The sequence below is a fragment of the Kineosporiaceae bacterium genome, assembly GCA_016713225.1.
Classification (GTDB): Bacteria; Actinomycetota; Actinomycetes; order Actinomycetales; family Kineosporiaceae; genus JADJPO01.
Genome location: JADJPO010000011.1, coordinates 123,527 through 143,974 on the forward strand (window position 1 = coordinate 123,527; position 20,448 = coordinate 143,974).

The 20,448-nt window shown below is 70.5% G+C and carries 17 protein-coding genes; 6 read left to right on the plus strand and 11 right to left on the minus strand.

All coding sequences use genetic code 11. The features are described from left to right. Nucleotides 1–171 precede the first annotated feature (171 nt). The 3 genes from IPK24_23275 to IPK24_23285 are packed head-to-tail and all read right to left on the minus strand — an operon-like array spanning nucleotide 172 to nucleotide 4,098. Entirely contained in the window at nucleotides 172–1,260 is a 1,089-nt protein-coding gene (locus IPK24_23275; GenBank protein MBK8078386.1) for an HlyC/CorC family transporter, read from the minus strand. Next, complete coding sequence (locus tag IPK24_23280; GenBank protein ID MBK8078387.1) at nucleotides 1,257–2,594, minus strand: HlyC/CorC family transporter; 1,338 nt, start codon at nucleotides 2,592–2,594, stop codon at nucleotides 1,257–1,259. The genes IPK24_23275 and IPK24_23280 overlap by 4 nt, the downstream gene beginning before the upstream one ends. 37 nt (nucleotides 2,595–2,631) lie before the next feature. Further along, on the minus strand, nucleotides 2,632–4,098 hold the full coding sequence (locus tag IPK24_23285; protein MBK8078388.1) for a GuaB1 family IMP dehydrogenase-related protein: 1,467 nt from the start codon (nucleotides 4,096–4,098) through the stop codon (nucleotides 2,632–2,634). A 162-nt stretch (nucleotides 4,099–4,260) separates the two neighbouring features. Here IPK24_23285 and IPK24_23290 point away from each other — a divergent pair, with 162 nt between their 5' ends. The 3 genes from IPK24_23290 (at nucleotide 4,261) to IPK24_23300 (ending at nucleotide 9,281) form a co-directional block, all read left to right on the plus strand. After that, complete coding sequence (locus IPK24_23290) at nucleotides 4,261–8,040, plus strand: multifunctional oxoglutarate decarboxylase/oxoglutarate dehydrogenase thiamine pyrophosphate-binding subunit/dihydrolipoyllysine-residue succinyltransferase subunit (protein ID MBK8078389.1); 3,780 nt, start codon at nucleotides 4,261–4,263, stop codon at nucleotides 8,038–8,040. 357 nt (nucleotides 8,041–8,397) lie between these two features. Further along, nucleotides 8,398–8,571: a hypothetical protein gene (locus IPK24_23295; GenBank protein MBK8078390.1), complete on the plus strand. Its 174-nt coding sequence runs from the start codon at nucleotides 8,398–8,400 to the stop codon at nucleotides 8,569–8,571. 92 nt (nucleotides 8,572–8,663) lie between these two features. Then, the gene (locus IPK24_23300; protein ID MBK8078391.1) at nucleotides 8,664–9,281 is read left to right on the plus strand and encodes a lysophospholipase; all 618 of its coding nucleotides are present in this window, start codon (nucleotides 8,664–8,666) and stop codon (nucleotides 9,279–9,281) included. Nucleotides 9,282–9,343: 62 nt separating this feature from the next. Here the strand turns inward: IPK24_23300 and IPK24_23305 are convergent, their stop codons facing one another. Both IPK24_23305 and IPK24_23310 read right to left on the minus strand, forming a co-directional pair. Then, nucleotides 9,344–10,579, minus strand: a complete 1,236-nt coding sequence (locus IPK24_23305) for an MFS transporter (GenBank protein MBK8078392.1) — start codon at nucleotides 10,577–10,579, stop codon at nucleotides 9,344–9,346. After that, on the minus strand, nucleotides 10,576–11,550 hold the full coding sequence (locus IPK24_23310; GenBank protein ID MBK8078393.1) for a zinc-binding dehydrogenase: 975 nt from the start codon (nucleotides 11,548–11,550) through the stop codon (nucleotides 10,576–10,578). Before IPK24_23310 ends, IPK24_23305 begins: the two co-directional genes overlap by 4 nt. Nucleotides 11,551–11,645: 95 nt before the next feature. Here IPK24_23310 and IPK24_23315 point away from each other — a divergent pair, with 95 nt between their 5' ends. Continuing rightward, the gene (locus IPK24_23315; protein MBK8078394.1) at nucleotides 11,646–11,912 is read left to right on the plus strand and encodes a peptidase S24; all 267 of its coding nucleotides are present in this window, start codon (nucleotides 11,646–11,648) and stop codon (nucleotides 11,910–11,912) included. A gap of 18 nt (nucleotides 11,913–11,930) precedes the next feature. On the opposite strand, the gene IPK24_23320 is transcribed toward IPK24_23315, so the two are convergent. Both IPK24_23320 and IPK24_23325 read right to left on the minus strand, forming a co-directional pair. Further along, nucleotides 11,931–13,220, minus strand: a complete 1,290-nt coding sequence (locus tag IPK24_23320) for a hypothetical protein (GenBank protein MBK8078395.1) — start codon at nucleotides 13,218–13,220, stop codon at nucleotides 11,931–11,933. Beyond that, a complete protein-coding gene (locus IPK24_23325; protein MBK8078396.1) occupies nucleotides 13,217–13,861 on the minus strand; it encodes an RNA polymerase sigma factor in 645 nt (214 codons plus the stop codon). Before IPK24_23325 ends, IPK24_23320 begins: the two co-directional genes overlap by 4 nt. 233 nt (nucleotides 13,862–14,094) lie before the next feature. Between IPK24_23325 and sodN the strand changes: the two genes are divergently transcribed. Then, a complete protein-coding gene (gene sodN, locus IPK24_23330) occupies nucleotides 14,095–14,502 on the plus strand; it encodes a superoxide dismutase, Ni (protein ID MBK8078397.1) in 408 nt (135 codons plus the stop codon). A gap of 96 nt (nucleotides 14,503–14,598) precedes the next feature. Here sodN and IPK24_23335 read toward each other — a convergent pair whose 3' ends face one another. After that, nucleotides 14,599–15,483 carry a DMT family transporter gene (locus IPK24_23335; protein MBK8078398.1) on the minus strand — a complete coding sequence of 295 codons (885 nt, stop codon included), beginning with the start codon at nucleotides 15,481–15,483 and terminating at the stop codon, nucleotides 14,599–14,601. A gap of 39 nt (nucleotides 15,484–15,522) precedes the next feature. Here IPK24_23335 and IPK24_23340 point away from each other — a divergent pair, with 39 nt between their 5' ends. Next, nucleotides 15,523–17,175, plus strand: a complete 1,653-nt coding sequence (locus tag IPK24_23340) for an acetolactate synthase (GenBank protein MBK8078399.1) — start codon at nucleotides 15,523–15,525, stop codon at nucleotides 17,173–17,175. 377 nt (nucleotides 17,176–17,552) lie between these two features. Here IPK24_23340 and IPK24_23345 read toward each other — a convergent pair whose 3' ends face one another. The 3 genes from IPK24_23345 to IPK24_23355 form a co-directional block, all read right to left on the minus strand. Next, nucleotides 17,553–18,533, minus strand: coding sequence for a helix-turn-helix domain-containing protein (locus IPK24_23345; GenBank protein ID MBK8078400.1), 981 nt, complete (start codon nucleotides 18,531–18,533; stop codon nucleotides 17,553–17,555). 347 nt (nucleotides 18,534–18,880) lie between these two features. Further along, nucleotides 18,881–19,243 (minus strand): thioesterase, encoded by a 363-nt coding sequence (locus IPK24_23350; protein MBK8078401.1) that lies wholly within the window; start codon nucleotides 19,241–19,243, stop codon nucleotides 18,881–18,883. A gap of 44 nt (nucleotides 19,244–19,287) precedes the next feature. Next, nucleotides 19,288–20,403 carry a PilT/PilU family type 4a pilus ATPase gene (locus IPK24_23355; protein ID MBK8078402.1) on the minus strand — a complete coding sequence of 372 codons (1,116 nt, stop codon included), beginning with the start codon at nucleotides 20,401–20,403 and terminating at the stop codon, nucleotides 19,288–19,290. Between the last annotated feature and the right edge of the window lie 45 nt (nucleotides 20,404–20,448).

The following is a 20,448-nucleotide window of genomic DNA, read 5'->3' on the forward strand; positions in this document are numbered from 1 at the left end:
TTTCGTGGCGGGTCTTGGGCGCGTCATGTCATTCCCTTAACGCGACATACACCACACGTCGAAAGTTGACTACACAGAGTAACTGACACTCGAGCACTGTCCGTAGTCACAGCGCCACGGCAATTTGGCCGGAAATCCTGCGTGAGCTGCACCATCGAGCTGTGGCCCCGATCACACACCGTGGGCGGCCCGGGCCGATTGCCAGAGCGTCCCGGAACGCTGGGTGGCGTCTCGAACCTCTCCCACGAGCTCTTCCAACACGTCCTCGAGAAAGACGACACCCACCGTGGCGCCCTCCTGATCGACCCGTGCCAGATGCGCCGAGGAACGCTGCAGAGCGGACAACACGTCGTCCATGTCGTCGCCCGACGCCACCGAGGCCAGCGGGCGCACGCGCTCACCGGGCAACCGCTCGGCGTACTGCTCGTCGTCGATGTCGAGCAGGTCCTTCAGATGCAGGTAGCCCACGAGCTCCGCCGGGCCGGAGGGTCCGCCGGCGCCCAGGACCGGGAACCGGCTGAACCCGGTTTGCGCCACCAGCCGCTCGACGTCCTGCGGGGTGTCGGTGGCGTCCAGGGTGACCATCCGCTCCCGCGGGACCATCACGTCGACGGCCCGCCGCTGAGCCAGGGTGAGCGCCCCGCCGAGCAGGTCGTGCCCGGGCTCGAGCAGTCCCTCCTTGCGCGACTCCGTGACGATGGCGTGCACCTCCTCGGCGGTGAACGCGCTGGTGAGCTCCTCCTTGGGCTCGACGTGCAGTGCCCGTAGCAGCAGGTTGGTCACCGCGCGCAGCGCCCGGATCAGCCAGGACACCGCCCGCGCCGAGATCACCAGGGCCGGGGCGAGGGTCAGCGCCGCCCGTTCGGGCGCCGCCAACGCGAGGTTCTTGGGGATCATCTCCCCCACCACCACGTGCAGATAGACCACCACCGCCAGCGCCACCGTGAACGCCACCGGGTGGACCAGCCCGTCGGGCAGGCCCACCGCATGGAACGGACCCACCAGCAGGTGGGCCACGGCCGGCTCGGCCACCGCCCCCAGACCGAGCGAACAGATGGTGATGCCGAGCTGGGCCGCCGCCAACATCAGCGAGACGTTCTCCATGGCCCACAACGCCGTCCGGGCGCCCCGCCGGCCGGCCTCGGCCAGTGGCTCCACCTGGCTGCGACGAGCCGAGATCACCGCGAACTCGGCCCCGACGAAGAACGCATTGAGCAGCAACAGCACCACCGCGAGCAACAGCGAACCGGAGGCACTCACCCGCGCTCACCCCCGGCGTCCGGCACAGCGTCGATCGCCAGCGGTACCGCCACCACGCGAACCCGGTCGACCCGGCGCCGGTCCATGCGTTCCACGCTCAGTTCGGCCCCGGGCAGTCGCACCACGTCGCCCGCCTGGGGCAGCCGGCCCAACCGGGCCATCAGGAAGCCGGCGATGGTCTCGTACGCGGGGTCCTCGGGCACCTGCAGGCCGATCGACTCGGCCACCTCGTCGGGGCGCATCAGCCCGGGCAGCAGGTAGCTGCCGTCGATGCGCCGCACGACCTGGTTACGCGCCCGGTCGTGCTCGTCGGAGACCTCACCGACGATCTCCTCGATGACGTCCTCGAGGGTGACGATGCCCGCGGTGCCGCCGTACTCGTCCTCCACCACGGCCAGCTGCATGCCCTGCTGGCGCAACGTGAGCAGCAACGGATCGAGCCGCAGCGTCTCGGGCACCCGCAGCACCTCGCTCACCAGGGCGGCCACCGACACCTCGGTGCGACGCTCCCGCGGCACGGCCACCGCGGACTTCACGTGCACCACGCCGACCAGATCGTCGATCCCCTCGCCCTCCACCGGGAATCGGGACAACCCGGTCCGCCGCGCCAGGGCGATCACATCGGCAGCGGTCTCGTCACGCTCGATCGTCACCACCCGCACGCGCGGGGTCATCACGTCGTCGGCGGTGTGGGCGCTGAAGTCGAGCGAGCGCGTGAGCAGGATGGCGGTCTGTTCATCGAGGGTGCCCGCCTCGGCGCTGCGCCGCACCAGTGCGGCCAGTTCGTCCGGCGTCCGCCCGGCCGAGAGCTCTTCGGTCGGCTCGATCCCCAACCCTCGCAGGAACCGGTTGGCGCTGCCGTTGAGCAGCGTGATCAACGGCAGGACGGCGCGGGTGAACGCACGCTGCGGGCCGGCCACCACCTTGGCGGTCGCCAGCGGCACGGAGATGCCCAGGTTCTGCGGCAGCAGTTCGCCGACCACCATCGAGAACACCGTGGCCAGGAACAGGCCCAGGCCGACCGCGACGGGCGCGGCGGCGTCCTCGGACAACCCCAGCGAGACCAGCGGGGGCTCGAGCAGCTGCGCCAGCGACGGCTCGACCAGATAACCCACGATGAGGGTGGTGATCGTGATCCCCACCTGCGCCCCGGACAACTGGGTGGACAGCGACCGCATCGCGGTCAGCACCCCGTTCGCCCGGGTGTCCCCGCCCGCCACGGCCCGCTCCACGGCGGGGCGGTCCAGACTGACCAGGGAGAACTCGGCCGCGACGAACACCGCGGTGCCGAGGGTGAGGATCACGCCCACGCCGAGGAACAACCAGGCGCTCACGGGGTCAACTCTACCGGCGACGACCGGGGGTACTCGCTCACCATCCGGCCGGCAACGGCCGTCCCTCCTCGAATCCGGCCCGCGACTGGACGCCGACCACCGCGTGCTCGTGGAACTGCTCCAGGTCGGTCGCCCCGACGTAGGTGGCGGCGCTGCGCAGGCCGGTGGTGACCTGGTCGATCAGGTCCTCCACCCCGCCCCGGCGCGGGTCGAGGTGCATCCGCGAACTCGAGATGCCCTCCTCGAACAGCGCCTTGCGGGCTCGATCGAACGGATTGTCGGCCTGGGTGCGGGCCGCGACCGCCCGCGCCGAGGCCATGCCGTAGCTCTCCTTGTACGGCCGTCCCTGCTCGTCGAGCATCAGGTCGCCGGGGCTCTCGTAGGTGCCGGCGAACCACGAGCCGACCATCACCTGGCTGGCCCCGGCCGCCAACGCCAGCGCGACGTCCCGCGGGTAGCGCACACCGCCGTCCGCCCAGACGTGACGGCCCAGCGCGCGGGCCGCCTCGGCGCACTCGAGCACCGCCGAGAACTGCGGCCGGCCGACGGCGGTCATCATGCGCGTGGTGCACATGGCGCCCGGGCCCACGCCCACCTTGACGATGTCGGCGCCGGCCGAGATCAGGTCGCGGACGCCGTCCGCGCTCACCACGTTGCCGGCGACCAGCGGCACCGACCTCCCGGCGGCGGTCATCACGGCGCGCACCTGGCTCAGGACGTCGAGCATCTTGGCCTGGTGACCGTGGGCGGTGTCGACGACCAGGACGTCGGCACCCGTGGCGAGCACGGCCTGCGCCTTGGCCGCGACGTCCCCGTTGATGCCGATGGCCACGCCCACCCGCAACCGGCCCCGGTCGTCCAGAGCGGGGCGGTACAGCGCCGACCGCAGCGCCCCCACCCGGGTGAGTACCCCGGCGAGACGACCCTGGGCATCCAGGACGGGCGCGAACTTGCGACGCGCGGCGTCCAGGGCGTCGTAGGCCACGCGCAACCCGTCGGGCCGCTCCAGATCGGCCTGGGCCAGGGTCAGCGGATCGGGCGTCATCACCTGGTGCAGCTGGGTGAAGCGGTCGACGCCCCGGCAGTCGCCCTCGGTCACCACACCGAGCGGGCGCTCATCGGCGTCCAGCACCACCAGCGCACCGTGCGCTCGCTTGGGGATCAGGTGCAACGCATCGATGACGGTGCTGTCCGGACCGAGCGTCACCGCGGTCTCGAGCACCGGGTGACGCGACTTGACCGTCGAGACCACGTCGGCCACGACGTCGAGCGGGATGTCCTGCGGCAGGATCGCCAGGGCACCGCGCCGCGCGACGGTCTCGGCCATCCGCCGGCCCGCGACCGCGGTCATGTTGGCCACCACCAGGGGGATGGTCGCGCCGGTGCCGTCCCGGGCGGACAGGTCGACGTCGAGCCGTGAGGTCACGGTGGACCGATTCGGCACGAGGAAGACGTCGGAGTACGTCAGATCGGTTACCGGACGATTGTCGTCGAGAAAGCGCACCGGCACAGTCTGGCCCACCAGCGCTGTCATCTCTCGGTGCGTTCTCGGCGCGTGAGCGCGCCGTCGAGCCCCCGCTCGTCGCGCGAGGCCCATCTTTTGTCGTCCGGCTCACAGCACCGTGCCGGAGAGCGCGACAGCAACAGCTAGTGTGAGTTCGAGCCGATGACGTCTTCTGCCGAGCACGGAAGTAGGCACCCCGTGACCCCGAACCCCTCCCCCGAGCATGCTGCTGCCTTCGGCCCGAACCAGTGGCTGGTCGATGAGCTGTATCAGCAATACCTGGCCGACCGGAACTCGGTCGACCCCACCTGGTGGGAGTTCTTCGCGGACTACACCCCGTCCGACATGCCGCAAGGTCACCGCGGTGCCGGCGAGCAGCACGGCGTCCCCGCGGCGTCGGTCGCCTCGGCGGCCGTCGCCGCTCCCGCTGCTCCTGCTGCGCCCACTCCTCCGGCCGCGGCGGCACCCGCAGCAGCGCCGGTGAGCCCACGCGCCCCGCAACAGATTCCCCGTGACCCGGCCGATACGCCGGCACCTCGACCGACCTCGGTCGAGATCGACGAGGTGAAGATCAAGGGTCCGGCGGCTCGGGTGGCCCAGAACATGGAGGCCAGCCTCGGCGTCCCGACGGCGACCAGCGTGCGCGCCGTCCCGGCGAAGCTGTTGATCGACAACCGGATCGTGATCAACAACCACCTGTCGCGCTCTCGCGGCGGCAAGGTGTCGTTCACCCACCTCATCGGGTTCGCCCTGGTCGAGGCCCTGGCCGCGATGCCGGAGATGAACTACAACTTCGCCACCGACGAGGCGGGCAAGCCGACGCTGCTCAAGCCGTCGCACGTCAACCTCGGCATCGCCATCGACCTGGCCAAGCCGGACGGTTCGCGGTCGCTGTTGGTGCCGGCCATCAAGCACTGCGAGACCATGGACTTCGCCCAGTTCTGGGCGGCCTACGAGGACGTCGTCCGGCGGGCGCGCAACAACAAGCTCACCGCCGACGACTTCGCCGGCACCACGATCAGCCTGACCAACCCGGGCACCATCGGCACGGTGCACTCGGTGCCCCGGTTGATGAAGGGCCAGGGCGCGATCATCGGCGTCGGCGCGATGGAGTACCCGGCCGAGTACCAGGGTGCCTCCGAGGACACCCTGGCTCGACTGGCGGTCAGCAAGATCATGACCCTGACCTCGACCTACGACCACCGGATCATCCAGGGCGCACAGTCGGGTGACTTCCTGCGCCAGATCCACGGCAAGCTGCTCGGCGGGGACGGGTTCTACGACCGCATCTTCCACTCGCTGCGACTGCCCTACGAGCCGATCCGCTGGGTGCAGGACATCTCGATCGAGCACGAAGACCAGATCAACAAGACCTCGCGGGTACAAGAGCTGATCCACGCCTACCGGGTGCGCGGGCACCTGATGGCCGACACCGATCCGCTCGAGTACAAGCAGCGCCGCCACCACGACCTCGACATCACCAACCACGGCCTGACCCTGTGGGACCTCGACCGCGAGTTCCCCACCGGCGGGTTCGGGGGCAAGCCGGTGATGAAGCTGCGCCACATCCTGGGCGTGCTGCGTGACTCCTACTGCCGCACCGTCGGTGTCGAGTACATGCACATCCAGGACCCCGACCAGCGGGAGTGGATCCAGGACCGGATCGAGCACCCCTACGCCAAGCCGTCCAGCGACGAGCAGTTGCGCATCCTGCGCCGGCTCAATGCGGCCGAGGCGTTCGAGACCTTCCTGCAGACCAAGTTCGTCGGTCAGAAGCGGTTCAGCCTCGAGGGTGGCGAGAGCGTCATCCCGCTGCTGGACGCCGTCCTGAGCGAGTCCGCCCGGGCCAACCTCGACGAGGTCTGCATCGGCATGCCGCACCGCGGCCGGCTCAACGTGCTGGCCAACATCGCCGGCAAGAGCTACGGCCAGATCTTCCGCGAGTTCGAGGGCACCCAGGACCCCAAGTCGGTGCAGGGTTCCGGCGACGTGAAGTACCACCTGGGCACCGAGGGCACGTTCACCAGTGAGTCCGGCGACACCACGCAGGTCTACCTGGCGGCCAACCCCTCACACCTGGAGGCGGTCAACCCCGTCCTCGAGGGCATCGTGCGTGCCAAGCAGGACCGGCTCAACCGCGGTGCGGCCTTCTTCTCGGTGCTGCCCGTGTTGATGCACGGTGATGCCGCGTTCGCCGGCCAGGGCGTGGTGACCGAGACGCTGAACCTGTCGCAGCTGCGGGGCTACCGCACCGGCGGCACGATCCACGTCGTCATCAACAACCAGGTCGGCTTCACCACCGCGCCGACCTCGTCGCGCTCGACGGTGTACTGCACGGACGCCGCGCGCATGATCCAGGCGCCGATCTTCCACGTGAACGGCGACGACCCCGAGGCCTGCGTGCGGGTGGCGCGGCTGGCCTTCGAGTTCCGCATGGCGTTCGACAAGGACGTCGTGATCGACATGGTCTGCTACCGGCGCCGTGGTCACAACGAGGGTGACGACCCCTCGATGACCCAGCCGCTGATGTACGCCCTGATCGAGGCCAAGCGCAGCGTCCGCAAGCTGTACACCGAGGCCCTGATCGGTCGTGGCGACATCACGGTCGAGGACGCCGAGCGCGCACTGCGTGACTACCAGGAGCAGCTCGAGCGCGTCTTCGCCGAGACCCGCGAGAGCGTGGCCGCCTCGGCTGCGCTGCCGCCGTCCGGATCGCCGGTCACCGCAGGCCTGGACCTGCCGGCTGCCCAGCGCCAGGACGCCCCGGTCGGCGGACGCGGTGGACCCGACCCCGAGACCGCGGTCGACTCCTCGGTGCTCAAGCGGATCGGCGACGCGCACGTCAGCCCGCCGGACGGTTTCACCATTCACCCGAAGCTCAAGCCGTTGCAGGACCGCCGTGCGGCGATGGCCAGCGAGGGTGGCATCGACTGGGGCTTCGGCGAGGTGCTCTCGCTGGGGTCGCTGCTGCTCGAGGGAACCTCGATCCGGATGGCCGGCCAGGACAGCCGACGCGGCACCTTCGTCCAGCGCCACGCGGTGTTGACCGACCGGGTGACGGCGGCCGAGTGGACCCCGCTGGCCAACCTGTCCGCCGATCAGGGCAAGCTCTGGATCTACGACTCGCTGTTGAGCGAGTACGCAGCGATGGGCTTCGAGTACGGCTACTCGGTGGAGCGTCCGGACGCCCTCGTGGTGTGGGAGGCCCAGTTCGGTGACTTCGCCGACGGGGCGCAGACGATCATCGACGAGTTCATCTCCTCCTCGGAACAGAAGTGGGCGCAGCGCTCGTCGGTCGTGTTGCTGTTGCCGCACGGCTACGAGGGCCAGGGGCCGGACCACTCCTCGGCGCGCATCGAGCGGTATCTGCAGATGTGCGCCGAGCACAACATGACCGTGGCCCAGCCGACCACCCCGGCCTCGCACTTCCACCTGCTGCGTCGGCAGGCCTACGCTCGCCCGCGCCGTCCGCTGATCGTCTTCACGCCCAAGTCGATGCTGCGCCACAAGCTCGCGGTCTCGGGCGTCGACGACTTCACCCAGGGCAAGTTCCGCCCGGTGATCCCCGAGGCGACCCGCCTCGGCGACGTCGACCGGGTGATGCTGTGCTCGGGCAAGGTCTACTGGGACCTGGTGGCCGAGCGCACCAAGCGGCAGGACGACAAGACCGCGATCGTCCGGCTGGAACAGCTCTACCCGCTGGACGCCGAGGGCGTGCTGGCCGCGCTCGAGCCGTACCCGAACGCACAGCTGGTCTGGGTACAGGACGAGCCCGCCAACCAGGGTCCGTGGCCGTTCATCGCGCTGAACCTGCCCGAGTACCTGGACGGGCGTCCGCTGCTTCGGGTGTCGCGTCCGGCGGCGGCCTCGCCGGCAGCCGGCTCGACCAAGAAGCACGCGGCCGAACAGGCGACGCTGATCGCGCAGGCCTTCGATCGCTGACGGGGATGACCGCCTGTCTCGCCCGGCGGGCAGGCGGTCACCTCGGCAGCAGTCAGCTCGGCGGGCCCTCGGTTGGGCTGACTCCAGCTCGGGACGGTGGCCTCCGTGCTTGTGCGGTCACTTCCGTGCTTGTGCGGTCACTTCCGTGCTTGTGCGGTCACTTCCGTGCTTGTGCGGTCACTTCCGTGCTTGTGCGGTCACTTCCAGCCTGTCTGCGGTCAGTTTCATGGCATGACATCGTTGTCATCGGTCGGAAGTGACCGCACTCGCAGGGACACCGCGACCGCCCGGCGCGCTCCCGTGGCGCACCCGCGCGTCTGGGACGGCGTGGCAGCCCGGCCGCGTGAGAATGACCGGGTGTACTTCACCGATCGGGGCATCGAGGAACTCGACCACCGCCGGGGCGAGGAGCAGGTCACCCTCGCCTGGCTGGCCGGGCGGCTGCGGGAGTTCGTGGACGAGCATCCCGAGTTCGAGGTACCGGTGGAGCGGCTGGCCACCTGGCTGGCCCGCCTGGACGACGAGGACTGACCGACGATGGACGGGGGTGGCCGGTCATGACGCAGGCGTCGACGCCGGAGGCGACTCCGGGTGAGGGTCTGGAGCTCAGTGCCTGGGACGAGATGACGGAGCGGGTCCGGGTGCGCGAGCTGCGGGTGTGTGTCGTGGGTGACGCACTGGTGGCCGGGATCGGCGACCCGCGATCGCTCGGTTGGGTGGGCCGGGTCGGTGCCCGGACGCCGCGCGCCGAGGCCCTGGTCTCGTTGTTCCCGCTCGGGGTGCCCGGCGAGACGAGTGCCGACCTGGTGTCCCGGTGGCGTGAGGAGAGCGCCCGGCGTTTCAACGGCCTCGATCCCGAGGACTGCCGTTTGGTGATCGGCCTGGGTCGTGAGGACGTCTACCAGCTGGTGTCGTTGCCGCGCTCTCGGCTGAACCTGGCCAACATGCTCGACGAGTGCGCGGCCCGTCCGCTGCAGGCGGTCGTGGTGGGGCCGCCACCCGGCCCGGACGAGCGGCTGAACTCGCGGATCGGTGAGCTCTCAGGGGCTTTCGCCGACGTCTGCCTGCGTCGCCGGGTGCCCTACATCGACACCTTCACCCCCCTGGTCGCGCACGAGGACTGGCTGACCGACCTTGCCGCCGGCGACGGCCGCCACCCCGGACAGGCCGGCTACGGCCTGATCGCCTGGTTGGTGCTGCACGGCGGCTGGAACCGGTTCCTGGGGCTGCCCGAGGCCTGACGGGCGGTCGTCGATCCGACTCGGGCTTCAGCTCGGGCTTCGGGTTGGGCTTCGGGTTGGGCTCAGGTGCGGGTCAGGTCACGCACCGACGGTGCAGCCACCGGCGCGACGTCCACCACGAACATCACCGCTGCGACCACCAGCAGCCAGCTGCGCACCCCGACCAGCGCCGAGATCGGCCCGGTCACGGCGAGCCCGATCGGTCGCATCACGAACGAGCCGACGGCGTCCAGCGACATCACGCGGGCGAGCTTGTCCGGCGGCACGCGGGTCTGGATCGCGGTGTCCCACTGCACGCTGAACACCTCGAGCCCGAACCCGTGTCCGAACGCCCCCACGATGATCACCGCAACGCCGACGGCGCCGTCCGCCGGCAGTGCCAACGCGAGCGGGAACGCCGCCGTGCCCGCCAGGAACAGCGTGCCGGTCAGCAACAGCCGTCGCGGCCGGTAGCGAAGACACACCAGGCCGCCCAGGATGAACCCGGCCATGAGCGCCGCCATGGCCCAGCCCCAGGTGGCCTCGCCGTGATCACGACGGACGACGAGCGGGCCGAGCACGCCCTGCACCCCGCCGTAGAGCAGGTGGTAGATCATCGCCTGCAGCAGCATCAACCACAGCCAGGTGCGGGAGAACACCTCGGCGAAACCCTCGCGCAGCTCGGTCAGCATCGACGTCGTCGTGCCCGAGGCGGGCTCGCCTCCGGTCTGCTCCCCCGAGGTGTGCCATCGGCCCACCCGGACCTGGGCATAGCAGCCGGCGGCGATCACGAAGGTGAGGGCGTCGACGGCGATCGCCCAGCCCGGGCCGAGCACCGCCACCAGGATGCCGCCGACCGCGAACCCCGCGGTCAGGGCGGTGTTCGCTGCCAGCCGGCGCCAGGTGATCGCGGTGGGCAACGCCTCGCGCGGAACCGTCTGCGAGAGGATGGCCTCGGCCGACGGCGTCCGCAGCGCGGACAACACGGCCGTGCCCGCGGCCGCGACACCCAACAGCCCGATGCTCGCCCTGCCGAGCAGCCAGGTCACGGCGACCGCACCCTGGACGACGGCGAGCAATGCCGAGGTCCAGACCATCAGTGCCCGCCGCGACCAGCGGTCCCCGAGCACCCCGGCGGCCAGGCTGGTCACCACGTCCAGCCCGGCGTACACCGCCATGACCAGGCCGAGTTGGGTAGCCGAGCCGCCGAGCCGCAACACGGCGAAGGCCAACGCCACCGGGCCGATCGCGTTGCCGAACGCGTCGACGGTGCGCCCGACGACCAGCCAGCGGAACGGGTGGGATGCCCAGGGGCTCACCGAGGACGGGTGAACACGATCTTGCCCATCACGTCGCCCTGGGCCAGCTTGGCGAAGCCCGCGTGGGCCTCCTCCAACGGCAGCACGGTGTCGATCACCGGACGCACGCCGGTCGTCCGGCAGAACTGCATCAAGCGCTCGAGTTCCTCGCGGGTGCCCATGGTCGAACCGATCACCTTCAGCTGCAGGAAGAAGATGCGGTTCAGCTCCGTGGCGGTCGGGTTCGGTCCGGAGGTCGCGCCCGAGATCACCACGGCACCACCTTGTTTCAGCGAACGCAATGAATGCGACCAGGTGGCCGCGCCGACGGTCTCCATCACGGCGTCCACCCGTTCGGGCAACCGAGCTCCGTTCTCGAACACGGCATCCGCCCCGAGCTCGACCGCCCGCTCCCGCTTGGCGCCGTCCCGGCTGGTGACCCACACCCGGTACCCGGCAGCGCGGCCGAGCACGATCAGCGCGGTCGAGACGCCCCCACCCGCCCCCTGCACCAGCACCGTCGCCCCCGGAGTCAACCCGGCCTGGGTGAACAGCATCCGGTAGGCCGTCAGCCAGGCCGTGGGCAGGCACGCGGCGTCCTCGAACGACAGCTCGGCCGGCTTGGGCAGCAGGTTGCGCCGCGGCACCACCACCTGGTCGGCGAAGGTGCCTTGAAACCGTTCGGAGAGAATCGATCTGCGAGGGTCCATGGTCTCATCGCCCCGGTAGTCGGGGTCGCCGATGATCGAGTGGACGACGACCTCGTTGCCGTCCTCGTCCAGCCCCGCCGCATCGCAGCCCAGGATCATCGGCAGGGCCTTCTCACCCAGGCCGACCCCGCGCAGGCTCCAGAGGTCATGGTGGTTCAGGCTGGTGGCCTTGATCCGCACCCGCGCCCAGCCCTCGGGTACCTCGGGGTCGGGCCGGGAGCCGACCTCCAGGCCGGACAAGGGGTCGTCGGGCGAGATCCGGGCGGCGTACGCAGCGAGCATGGGCTCACCGTAACCGTGCCACGAACTCGGTTTCACGCTCTGCAGGGCGCAGAATCGGCGCTGTGTGGTTCCTGGTGCGGGTGAGCGGTCGTTCCATGCAGCCGACCCTGAGTCCGGGCGACATCCTGCTGGTGCGCCGCGGCCGGTCCGGCGCCGCCGTGACACGCCTGGCCCTGGTCGACCTGGGCGGTGGGCGCCCGATCGCCGTCAAGCGCCTCACGAACCGCCGGGACGACGGCTGGTGGGTCGAGCGGGACAACCCGGCCGAGGGCGTCGACTCCTGGCTGGTCGGCACCCTGCACGACGAGGCCGTGCACGGCGTCGTCCTGGCCCGGCTGTGGCCCCGGCCCCGGCGGCTGTGAGCCGTCTCGGCGCGCTGCTCAGTGGGTCCGCAGCAACAGATCGCTGCACAGCAGGTCGATCAGCTCGGCGTCACGGCCCACCACCAGCGGACCGAGGCCGCGGATCGAGGGCGCACCCACCGGGACGGGCACCCGGAAGGGTCCGCGCAGCAGCTGCCAGGCCCGGCACTCGTCGCTCGACGAGATACTCAGGAGCGACGTCCCGGGCGGCACCGTGAGGTGACCGGCGGCGCTCACGTCATCACCCGGGGCACCGGCCAGCTGCGCGAGGCCGCCGACGCCCGATGTGTCCATGGTCTGGGACGAGGTGGACGAGCCTCGGGCCGACTCCGGGACCGAGGCCTTCCTGCGGGTGGGCGTCCGCCGCGGCGGGTTGCCCTTGATCTGCGAGGAGCCCGACGCAGACGGCGCCTTGGTCCTCGGATGCCCCGTGCTCCGGCGACCCGAGGTGGCCTTGGTGCTGTTCGAGGACGGAGACTGGGTTGTGTGCTCCGTCGAGGGGTCCCGAGCCGGCTCCGAGGGTGACGACGGGTCCGCAGACGTCGGGGGGCTGGTGACCGGAGCCAGCCGCTCCTGGGCGGCCTCCGGGCCCTGCGGGACGTCGGCACCCGCCGTCTCGACGACAGCGGGTGTGCCAGTCGGCGAGCCGGCACCAGATCCGGCACCAGATCTGGATCCGGATCCGGGCTGCGATCTCTCGGCTGCCGATCCGCGGCCCGGCTCCTGCGGCAGTGCGTCGGCCGCCGACGCCTTCGGTGCCGACCCGGACTGGCTGCGCGCGCTCACCCCTGCCGGGCGGAACGGGCCCTGCCCACCCGGGGACGCCGCCCCGGCGTTGACGGTGTAGACGAAGGCGGCCAGGGCGGCGCAGGCCGCGGTCGCGAGCACCGACCCGATCACCGGGCCGACCGAGACCTCCGGGGCTGCCCGACGAGCGGGCACCGGTGGCCGGGAGGTGCCCGTCATCACGGTGGCCAGATCGGCCAGGGACCACCGCGCGGCCGGGACGCGGCGACGCCGATGCCGCACCGGTGCGGCAGCGCGCACCCGACGCATCGCAGCGGCATGGAAGGCCTCCAACGCAGCGCTCTCGCCGCGCAGCTCCAGAGCGGACGCCGGGGCGCAGGCGTCGGCGAGCACGCTGACCAGTCCGTCGTAACCGGCACCGTAGGGAGCCAGCCCTTCGAGGATCCGCCGCCCGGAGGGGCCATCCACCACCCGGGTTGCCGTGGGGTGCATCAGCACCACTCCGCCTGCCGTGGCCGCACCACTCGACGGTCGGCGTTGACCGGGGAAACTGATGCTCACGAGGACACCTCGATTCCCTGACCGATCTCGAGTTCGACACGTGCCGGGCGGAGTTGGGCCTCGGCCGACGGCACACCGGGCATGACCCGCAGATTGCGCACCACGGGGGCGACGGTGTCGCTCGCCGCGGATCGTTCCATCACGGGATCGAGGCGCCGGGCGAGCGCGCGCAGCCCGCGCATGGCTGCCCGGCGGACGGCGCCGCGACGCATGCCGAGTACCGAGGCGGCCCCGGTCTCGTCCAGCCCCATCACGGATTGCAGGGCCACCGCCTCGGCCTCGTCGCGGGGCAGCTCGGCGATGATCTGCAGCGCCCGGGTGGTTCGGGGCGGGGTAGGGCCTGCGCCCTCGATCGACGGCGACTGCTCCGGTACGGCGGCGAGGTGCTGGTGCGCGATGGCGCGGCCGATCCCGGCCACCCACTCGAGGAAACCGTCCAGGGTGCCGGTGAAGTCCGCCAGCCCGTCACCGACCTGATCCCAGGTCTGCTTCGCGATCAGCTCGGCCGCGCCCTCCCCCACCAGCACGGTGAGGTAACGCAGCAGGCCCGGCTGCGCTGCCCGATACAAGGCCAGGAACGCCCGCTCGTCCCCCGACCGCGCACGGCCGAGGACGTCCGAGTCGTTCATGTCGGCGTGCACGGTCCTCCGTCGGGTCAAGAGACTGCGAAGAGTCAATGTCCGTTACGGAGTGCAGTGTTACACGTTGCGTAGGGATTTGATTACTCATTGCAGATATTTGGTGGGTTCCGTGTCGCGCCCGGGGCGCTGGTGCGCATGCCCCGGTCCGCCGGTAGGTTTCGGAGCAGCACCAGGCACGCGCCGAGCCGGGCAACCGCCGGTCGGCGCCCCCCGCGACGAAGGGAAGTGACGAGATGCTCACGCGTCTCTTGCAGGCGCTGGTCCGTACCGAGGTCAGCGCGCACTGCGATCTGCCGTGCGGCGTGTACGACCCCGCCCAGGCCAGGATCGAAGCCGAGTCGATCAAGGCCACGATCGCCAAGTACCACGCCTCGGACGACGAGGCCTTCCGGTCCCGCGCTCTGGCGGTCAAGGAGGAGCGCAGCGAGCTGGTCAAGCACCACCTGTGGGTGCTCTGGACCGACTACTTCAAGGCGCCGCACTTCGAGAAGTACCCGCAGCTGCACGGCCTGTTCAACGAGGCCACCAAGCTGGCCGGGGCCGGCGGCACGAAGGGCTCCCTCGACGAGGGCGTCGCCGATGCGCTGCTGGCGAAGATCGACGAGATCGCCGAGATCTTCTGGGAGACCAAGAAGGCCTGATCCGCCAGCCGATCCAGGTTCACCAGCCGACGTGGACGCCGGCCCATCCCAGCAGGGTGGGCCGGCTTCCCCGCGTCGGGGAGCGGTAACCGGGAGTCAGGCCACCGTCGTCGGAACCGCCTCGATCACCGGCTTCTGCTCCGGGGCACCCTGGGCACACAGCACCACCCCGACCAGCATCAGCGCCAGCCCGCCAGTGACCGCCACCGCTCCGACCAGGCCACCCTGCAGCGGTTCGCCGAACACCAATCGGCCACAGGCGAAGGCCGTGATCGGCTCGGCGGCCGCCAACCCCGGAAGGACGTGCCGCAGCGGCGCACTCTGAAACGCCCTGGCCACCACCAGGTTGCCCAGCAGCGACGCCGCGGCGAAACCGAACCCGTTCAGCACCAGCACCGGTCGGTCCAGCGGCGACAGCGACGCGGCCGCGGCGCGCAAGAACACCGCATCCAGGGCGAAGCATGCCCCGGCCGCCGCACCCATCAGCAACGCGGTCCGCCGTCCCCGCTGCCGCCGGTGCGACAGCCACAGGGCGCCCAGCCCGATCATCAGGGCCACCGCCAGCACGGCCACCGCCTTCACGACGGAGCGAAACTCCTCGGAGACACCGGGTTTGCCGATACCGACCAGCAGTGCAATACCCATTACCACCACGATCGAGCCCACCAGCTCGACCGGACGCAGCCGGCGCCGTTCGACCACCGCCTCGATCCCGATCGCGAACACCAACGTCGAGGCGATCACGGACTGCACCAGGATCACCCCGCCCTGGGTCAGCGCCCGCGCATGAAAGAACAGGGCAACAACGGCCAACAGCCCGCCCAGCAGCCAGCGAGGGGTGATCAGCAGACGCAGGAAGAGCCGGACCGGCCCGGCGTCGGCATGGGCATCGGCCGCCGCCGCATGACGTTGCAGGTTGTTACCCGCGGCGAACAACAGGGCAGCCACCAAGGCTCCGAGCACAGGCGCGCTGCGATTCACGCTGCCGAGTCTGCCGTACCGGCCTTAGCCTTCACAGCCATGACGGACTCTTCGCGGGTGATCGAGGGACACGCCGGCGCCGTGGCGGTGGCCGTGGCCCAGGCACACGGCGTCCAGGCGATGTTCACGCTGTCCGGCGCCCACGTCTTTCCGCTGTACGACGGCGCCGTGAAGGCCGAGCCGCCGCTGCCGATCTACGACGTCCGGCACGAGCAGACCGCGGTCTTCGCCGCGGAGGCGATGGGCAAGCTGACGCGTCGTCCGGGGCTGGCAGTACTCACTGCAGGCCCGGGGGTGACCAACGGGATCAGCGCCATCGCTCAGGCCCACCACAACGGATCACCGCTGGTGGTCTTCGGCGGGCGGGCACCGGCCTTCCGTTGGGGCACCGGCAGCCTGCAGGAACTCGACCACCCGGCACTGCTGGGTCCGGTGACCAAGCGCGCCGCCACGGTCGCCGGCCCCGAGACCATTGCCACCGAGATGGACGACGCGCTGCGGCTGGCCGCGAGCGCCCACCGCGGCCCGGTCTTCCTCGACATGGCCATGGACCACCTGTTCGGCTCGGTCACCGCCACCATTGCCCGCCCTGCACCGAGTGTCCCCGAGCCGATCGACGGCGAGACCCTGGACGCCGCGGCAGCGGCGATCGCCGCGGCACACCGCCCGGTGATGGTGCTCGGTTCGGATGTCTGGGCCGACGGCGCCGAACTCGCTGCCGCAGGGCTGGTCCGCGACCTCGGGCTCCCCGCGATCACCAACGGCATGGGGCGCGGCGTGATCGGGCCGGACGACGCCCTGCTGGTCACGCGGGCGCGCTCGATCGCCTTCGGCGAGGCCGACCTGGTGATCGTGGTGGGCACGCCACTGGACTTCAGGTTGGGCTATGGCAGCTTCGGCAGTGGCACCACCCTGGTGGTGCACATCGTCGACAGCGCCGCCGGTCTGGCCACCCACGTGCACCCCGTGGCCGGGGTCGCGGGTGACCTGGCCACGGCGCTCGACGGTCTGCGTGAGCGGCTGTCGGTGACGGGTCTGCAGCGCGATGTCGCCGAGTGGGCGGCACGGCTGCGAGCCGGGCACCTGGCGGCCGTGGCGACGGACGAACCGCTGCTCACCGCGGCGTCCGACCCGATCCACCCGGCCCGCATCTATGGCGAGCTGCGTTCGGTGCTCGAGCCGGACGCCGTGGTGATCGGCGACGGCGGCGACTTCGTCTCGTTCGCGGGCCGTTTCGTCGAACTGCCCACCGCCGGCTGCTGGCTCGACCCCGGACCCTTCGGGTGCCTGGGCACGGCGATGGGTTACGCGCTCGGCGCACGACTGGCACGCCCCTCGGCCCAGATCGTGGTGCTGATGGGTGATGGAGCCACCGGGTTCTCGCTGATGGACGTCGACACCCTGGTACGCCACCGGATGCCGGTGCTCATGGTGGTCGGCAACAACGGGGTCTGGGGGCTCGAGAAGCAGCCGATGCAGATGCTCTACGGCTACGACGTGGCCGCCGATCTGGCCCCCGGCACCCGCTACGACGAGGTGGTCAGGGCGCTGGGCGGTGACGGCGAGTGCGTGACCGACCCGGCCCAGCTCGGCCAGGCCCTGCGTCGAGGGCTCGCCTCGCCGGTGCCGTACCTCGTCAACGTGATCACCGATCCGGCAGCCGCCTACCCCCGCAAGACCTTCGGCATCTGACCCCGCTCACCCCTCCGTGATCATGCAATCCGTGCACAAACCGCCCGTGATCATGCAATCGATGCACGAAACGTGCACGGATTGCATGATCACGGAGGGGTGAGTGGGGGGCATGAGGGGTTTCGGACGTGCCGAGCATCACGGCTCAATGCGTTGGTTCATGGGATCGTTGGGTTGTAGGATGAATTCATGGAACTCGTCGTGATCGCAACCCTGTTCGCCTTCTCCGCCCTGGCGCCCTTCCTGGGCACCGACACCCGCCGCCCCGAGACCGAGCGCGTCAAGGGCTCCCTGCTGCTGCGCTGACCGACCGCTCGCCGGCGCGTCGATGGCGCATCGACCGGACCGGCCGGTGCGCACGCCCGGTGCATGTGGCGTCAGCTCGCCCTGACCGGGCCGAATGCCCGGCGATAGGCCATCGGAGCCGTCGCCCGCGCCCGCCGGAAGTGGTGCCGCAGCATCGCCGCCGAGCCGAACCCGGCCCGCTCGGCGATCTGCTCGACCGTCAGGTCCCCCGCTTCGAGCAGTTGCTCGGCCAGAGCCACCCGCTGGGACAACACCCAGGTGTGGGGCGTGGTACCGGTCTCGTCGCGAAAGCGCCGAGCGAAGGTCCGTTGACTCATCGCGGCCCGCTCGGCCAGCACGGCCACGGACAGGTCTTGATCCAGGTGCCGGGCAGCCCAATCGAGAACCGGGGCCAGCCCGATGCCCGTCGCCGCTCGGACCGGCGTCTCCACGAACTGGGCCTGCCCGCCGTCCCGCTGCGGCGGCACCACCATGCGCCGCGCGATGGCATTGGCCACGCCCACGCCGTGGCAGGTCCGCAGCAGATGCAGGCACAGATCGATGCCCGCCGCCGTCCCGGCGCTGGTGAAGATCGGCCCGTCCTGAACGAACAACACGTCCGGCACCAGGTGCACCGAGGGGAACTGCGCAGCCAACTCGTCTGCGTGGCGCCAGTGTGTCGTGGCCCGGCGTCCGTCGAGCAGACCGGCCCACCCCAGCACGAAGGCACCCGAGCACAAGCTGGCGATCAACGCCCCACGATCCGCCGCCGCGCGTAGCCGATCCACCAGCTCCACGGGCGGTCGATAGTCGACCCCCATGGCGGGCACCACGATGAGATCTGCCGCGGCCAGGGCATCGAGCCGGTGGGGCACGGCGAGATCGAACCCGACGGGTGAGGCCACCGGGCCGGGCCGCGGCGAGCAGATCCGGAAGTCGAAGACCGGCAGCCCGTCCTCCGACCGATCGATGCCGAACACCTCACAGGCGACCGCGAACTCGAAGGGCGAGACGCCGTCGTCCACGACCACGGCCACCCGCTCGAGGCGGGGAAGAGTCGAGCGCTGGGGCATGCCCACAGTCTGCGCCGCAATTGGCAGAAAGTCTACGCATGATGGCTTTCATGCCACTCGTGGCAGAAGAACGATCAGCGCAGACTTTCTGCCATGACACTCCTCCTGCTGTTCCTCATCCTGTTCGTCGCACTCCCGCTGCTCGCACTGCGGTACGGCGCCGAGTCACGCGATCTGCGCGACCACCCCTGGGAGCGGGAGAACCCCCGCCCCTGCCTGTGACCCCACCCACCCCACCCCACCCCGACAACCTCTCACCCCCACAACCTCACCGTGATCATGCAATCCGTGCACGAAACGTGCACGGATTGCATGATCACGGTGAGGTTGTGGGGGGTGGTTGGGGGTCAGCTGGGGAATCTCTCCCGGACGACGACGGCCCGGCGGACCTCGCCGGTCGCCAGCAAGCGGCCGGCATCGTCGGTGGCCGAGACGATGAGATCGATCCGGCGCCCGTCGCTGTCGGCCACCACGGCGTGCACGTGCACCCGCTCACCCACCGGCGTCGCCACCAGATGGTCCAGCGCGACCCGCGTGCCGACGCTGGTCCGCAGCTCTGGGTCCTCGATCAGCGATGCGACGGCCACACAGGTGGCCGCCTCACACCACGCGAGCAACCGCGGGGTCGCCAGCACCGCGACATCCCCGCTGCCCAACGCGGCGGCGGTGTCCTGGTCGGTGACCAGGAAGGTCAGGTTCGCCTCGGGCATCGCCCCAGACTAGGCCCGAGATCGGGCCGGGGTGTGCCGCCGGCTCAGGCCACCAACCCCTGACGGCGCAACTCGACCTGTAGATCGTGCGGGCTGCTCGAGGCCGAGATGGCGTCGTTCAGCGTGATCACGCCATCGCGCAGCAGCGCGATCAGATGCTGATCGAAGGTCTGCATGCCATAGAACGCCCCGTCGGCGACGAGGGCCTCGATGCTCTGGGTCTTGTCCGGGTCGATGATCGCCTCGGTGATCCGGCCGGTGTTCACACAGATCTCGGCCGCCACGCACCGCCCCTTGCCGTCCGCCCGCGGCACCAGCCGCTGGCAGATCACCCCGCGCAGGACGCCGGCCAGGGTCAGGCGCAGTTGGCGCTGGTCGTGCGGTGGGAAGAAGTCGATGATCCGCGTCACGGTCTCGCGGGCGTCGGTCGTGTGCAGGGTGGACATCACGAAGTGACCGGTCTCGGCGGCGGCCAGGGCGGCCTTGACCGTCTCCTGGTCACGCATCTCGCCGACCAGGATCACGTCAGGGTCCTGACGCATCGCGGCCCGCATCGCCCGGCTGAAATCGAAGGTGTCGACCGAGATCTCGCGCTGATTGATCATCGCGAGCTTGTCCTCGTGCAGCACCTCGATCGGGTCCTCGATGGTGACGACGTGCACCTCACGGTTCCGGTTGATCAGGTCGACCATGCTCGACAACGTCGTGGTCTTGCCCGAGCCGGTAGGGCCGGTGACCAGCACCAGACCCCGCGGCTCAAGGGCGAGCGCGCTGACCGCCTCGGGCATACCCAGCTGCTCGAGCGGGACGGCGCCGACCGCCACCCGCCGGAAGACCAGCCCGACCGACCCCCGCGACCGGAAGGCATTCACCCGGAAGCGACCGATCTTCGCGATGGCGTAGGCGAAGTCGGCCTCGTTGGTCTGCTCGAACTGTTCCCGCTGGTCTGGCCGGATGATCTCATCCAGCATCGCCTGAGTGTCCTCGGGCGCGAGTACCGGGGCATCGAGGCGCCGCAGTCGCCCGTCGATGCGAACCCGCGGCGGTGACCCGACCTTGCAGTGCAGGTCGGATCCCAGGAGTTCGGACAAGGCCCTCAGGTACGGTCCTACCCGGTGCGGCTCGGGCTGGGGGACGATCTCGCTCACGTCCCAGACCATCGGTCGGGGCGAGGTGCTGCTTGAGCCGAGGCCCAGACCTGCTGT

What these genes read in the sequence shown, in the direction of transcription:
- IPK24_23290 (MBK8078389.1), top strand. Translation starts at nt 4,261, where the DNA reads ATGACGTCTTCTGCCGAGCACGGAAGTAGGCACCCCGTGACCCCGAAC.
- IPK24_23300 (MBK8078391.1), top strand. Translation starts at nt 8,664, where the DNA reads ATGACGGAGCGGGTCCGGGTGCGCGAGCTGCGGGTGTGTGTCGTGGGT.
- IPK24_23310 (MBK8078393.1), bottom strand. Translation starts at nt 11,550, where the DNA reads ATGCTCGCTGCGTACGCCGCCCGGATCTCGCCCGACGACCCCTTGTCC.
- IPK24_23315 (MBK8078394.1), top strand. Translation starts at nt 11,646, where the DNA reads ATGCAGCCGACCCTGAGTCCGGGCGACATCCTGCTGGTGCGCCGCGGC.
- sodN (MBK8078397.1), top strand. Translation starts at nt 14,095, where the DNA reads ATGCTCACGCGTCTCTTGCAGGCGCTGGTCCGTACCGAGGTCAGCGCG.
- IPK24_23340 (MBK8078399.1), top strand. Translation starts at nt 15,523, where the DNA reads ATGACGGACTCTTCGCGGGTGATCGAGGGACACGCCGGCGCCGTGGCG.
- IPK24_23345 (MBK8078400.1), bottom strand. Translation starts at nt 18,533, where the DNA reads ATGCCCCAGCGCTCGACTCTTCCCCGCCTCGAGCGGGTGGCCGTGGTC.
- IPK24_23350 (MBK8078401.1), bottom strand. Translation starts at nt 19,243, where the DNA reads ATGCCCGAGGCGAACCTGACCTTCCTGGTCACCGACCAGGACACCGCC.
- IPK24_23355 (MBK8078402.1), bottom strand. Translation starts at nt 20,403, where the DNA reads ATGGTCTGGGACGTGAGCGAGATCGTCCCCCAGCCCGAGCCGCACCGG.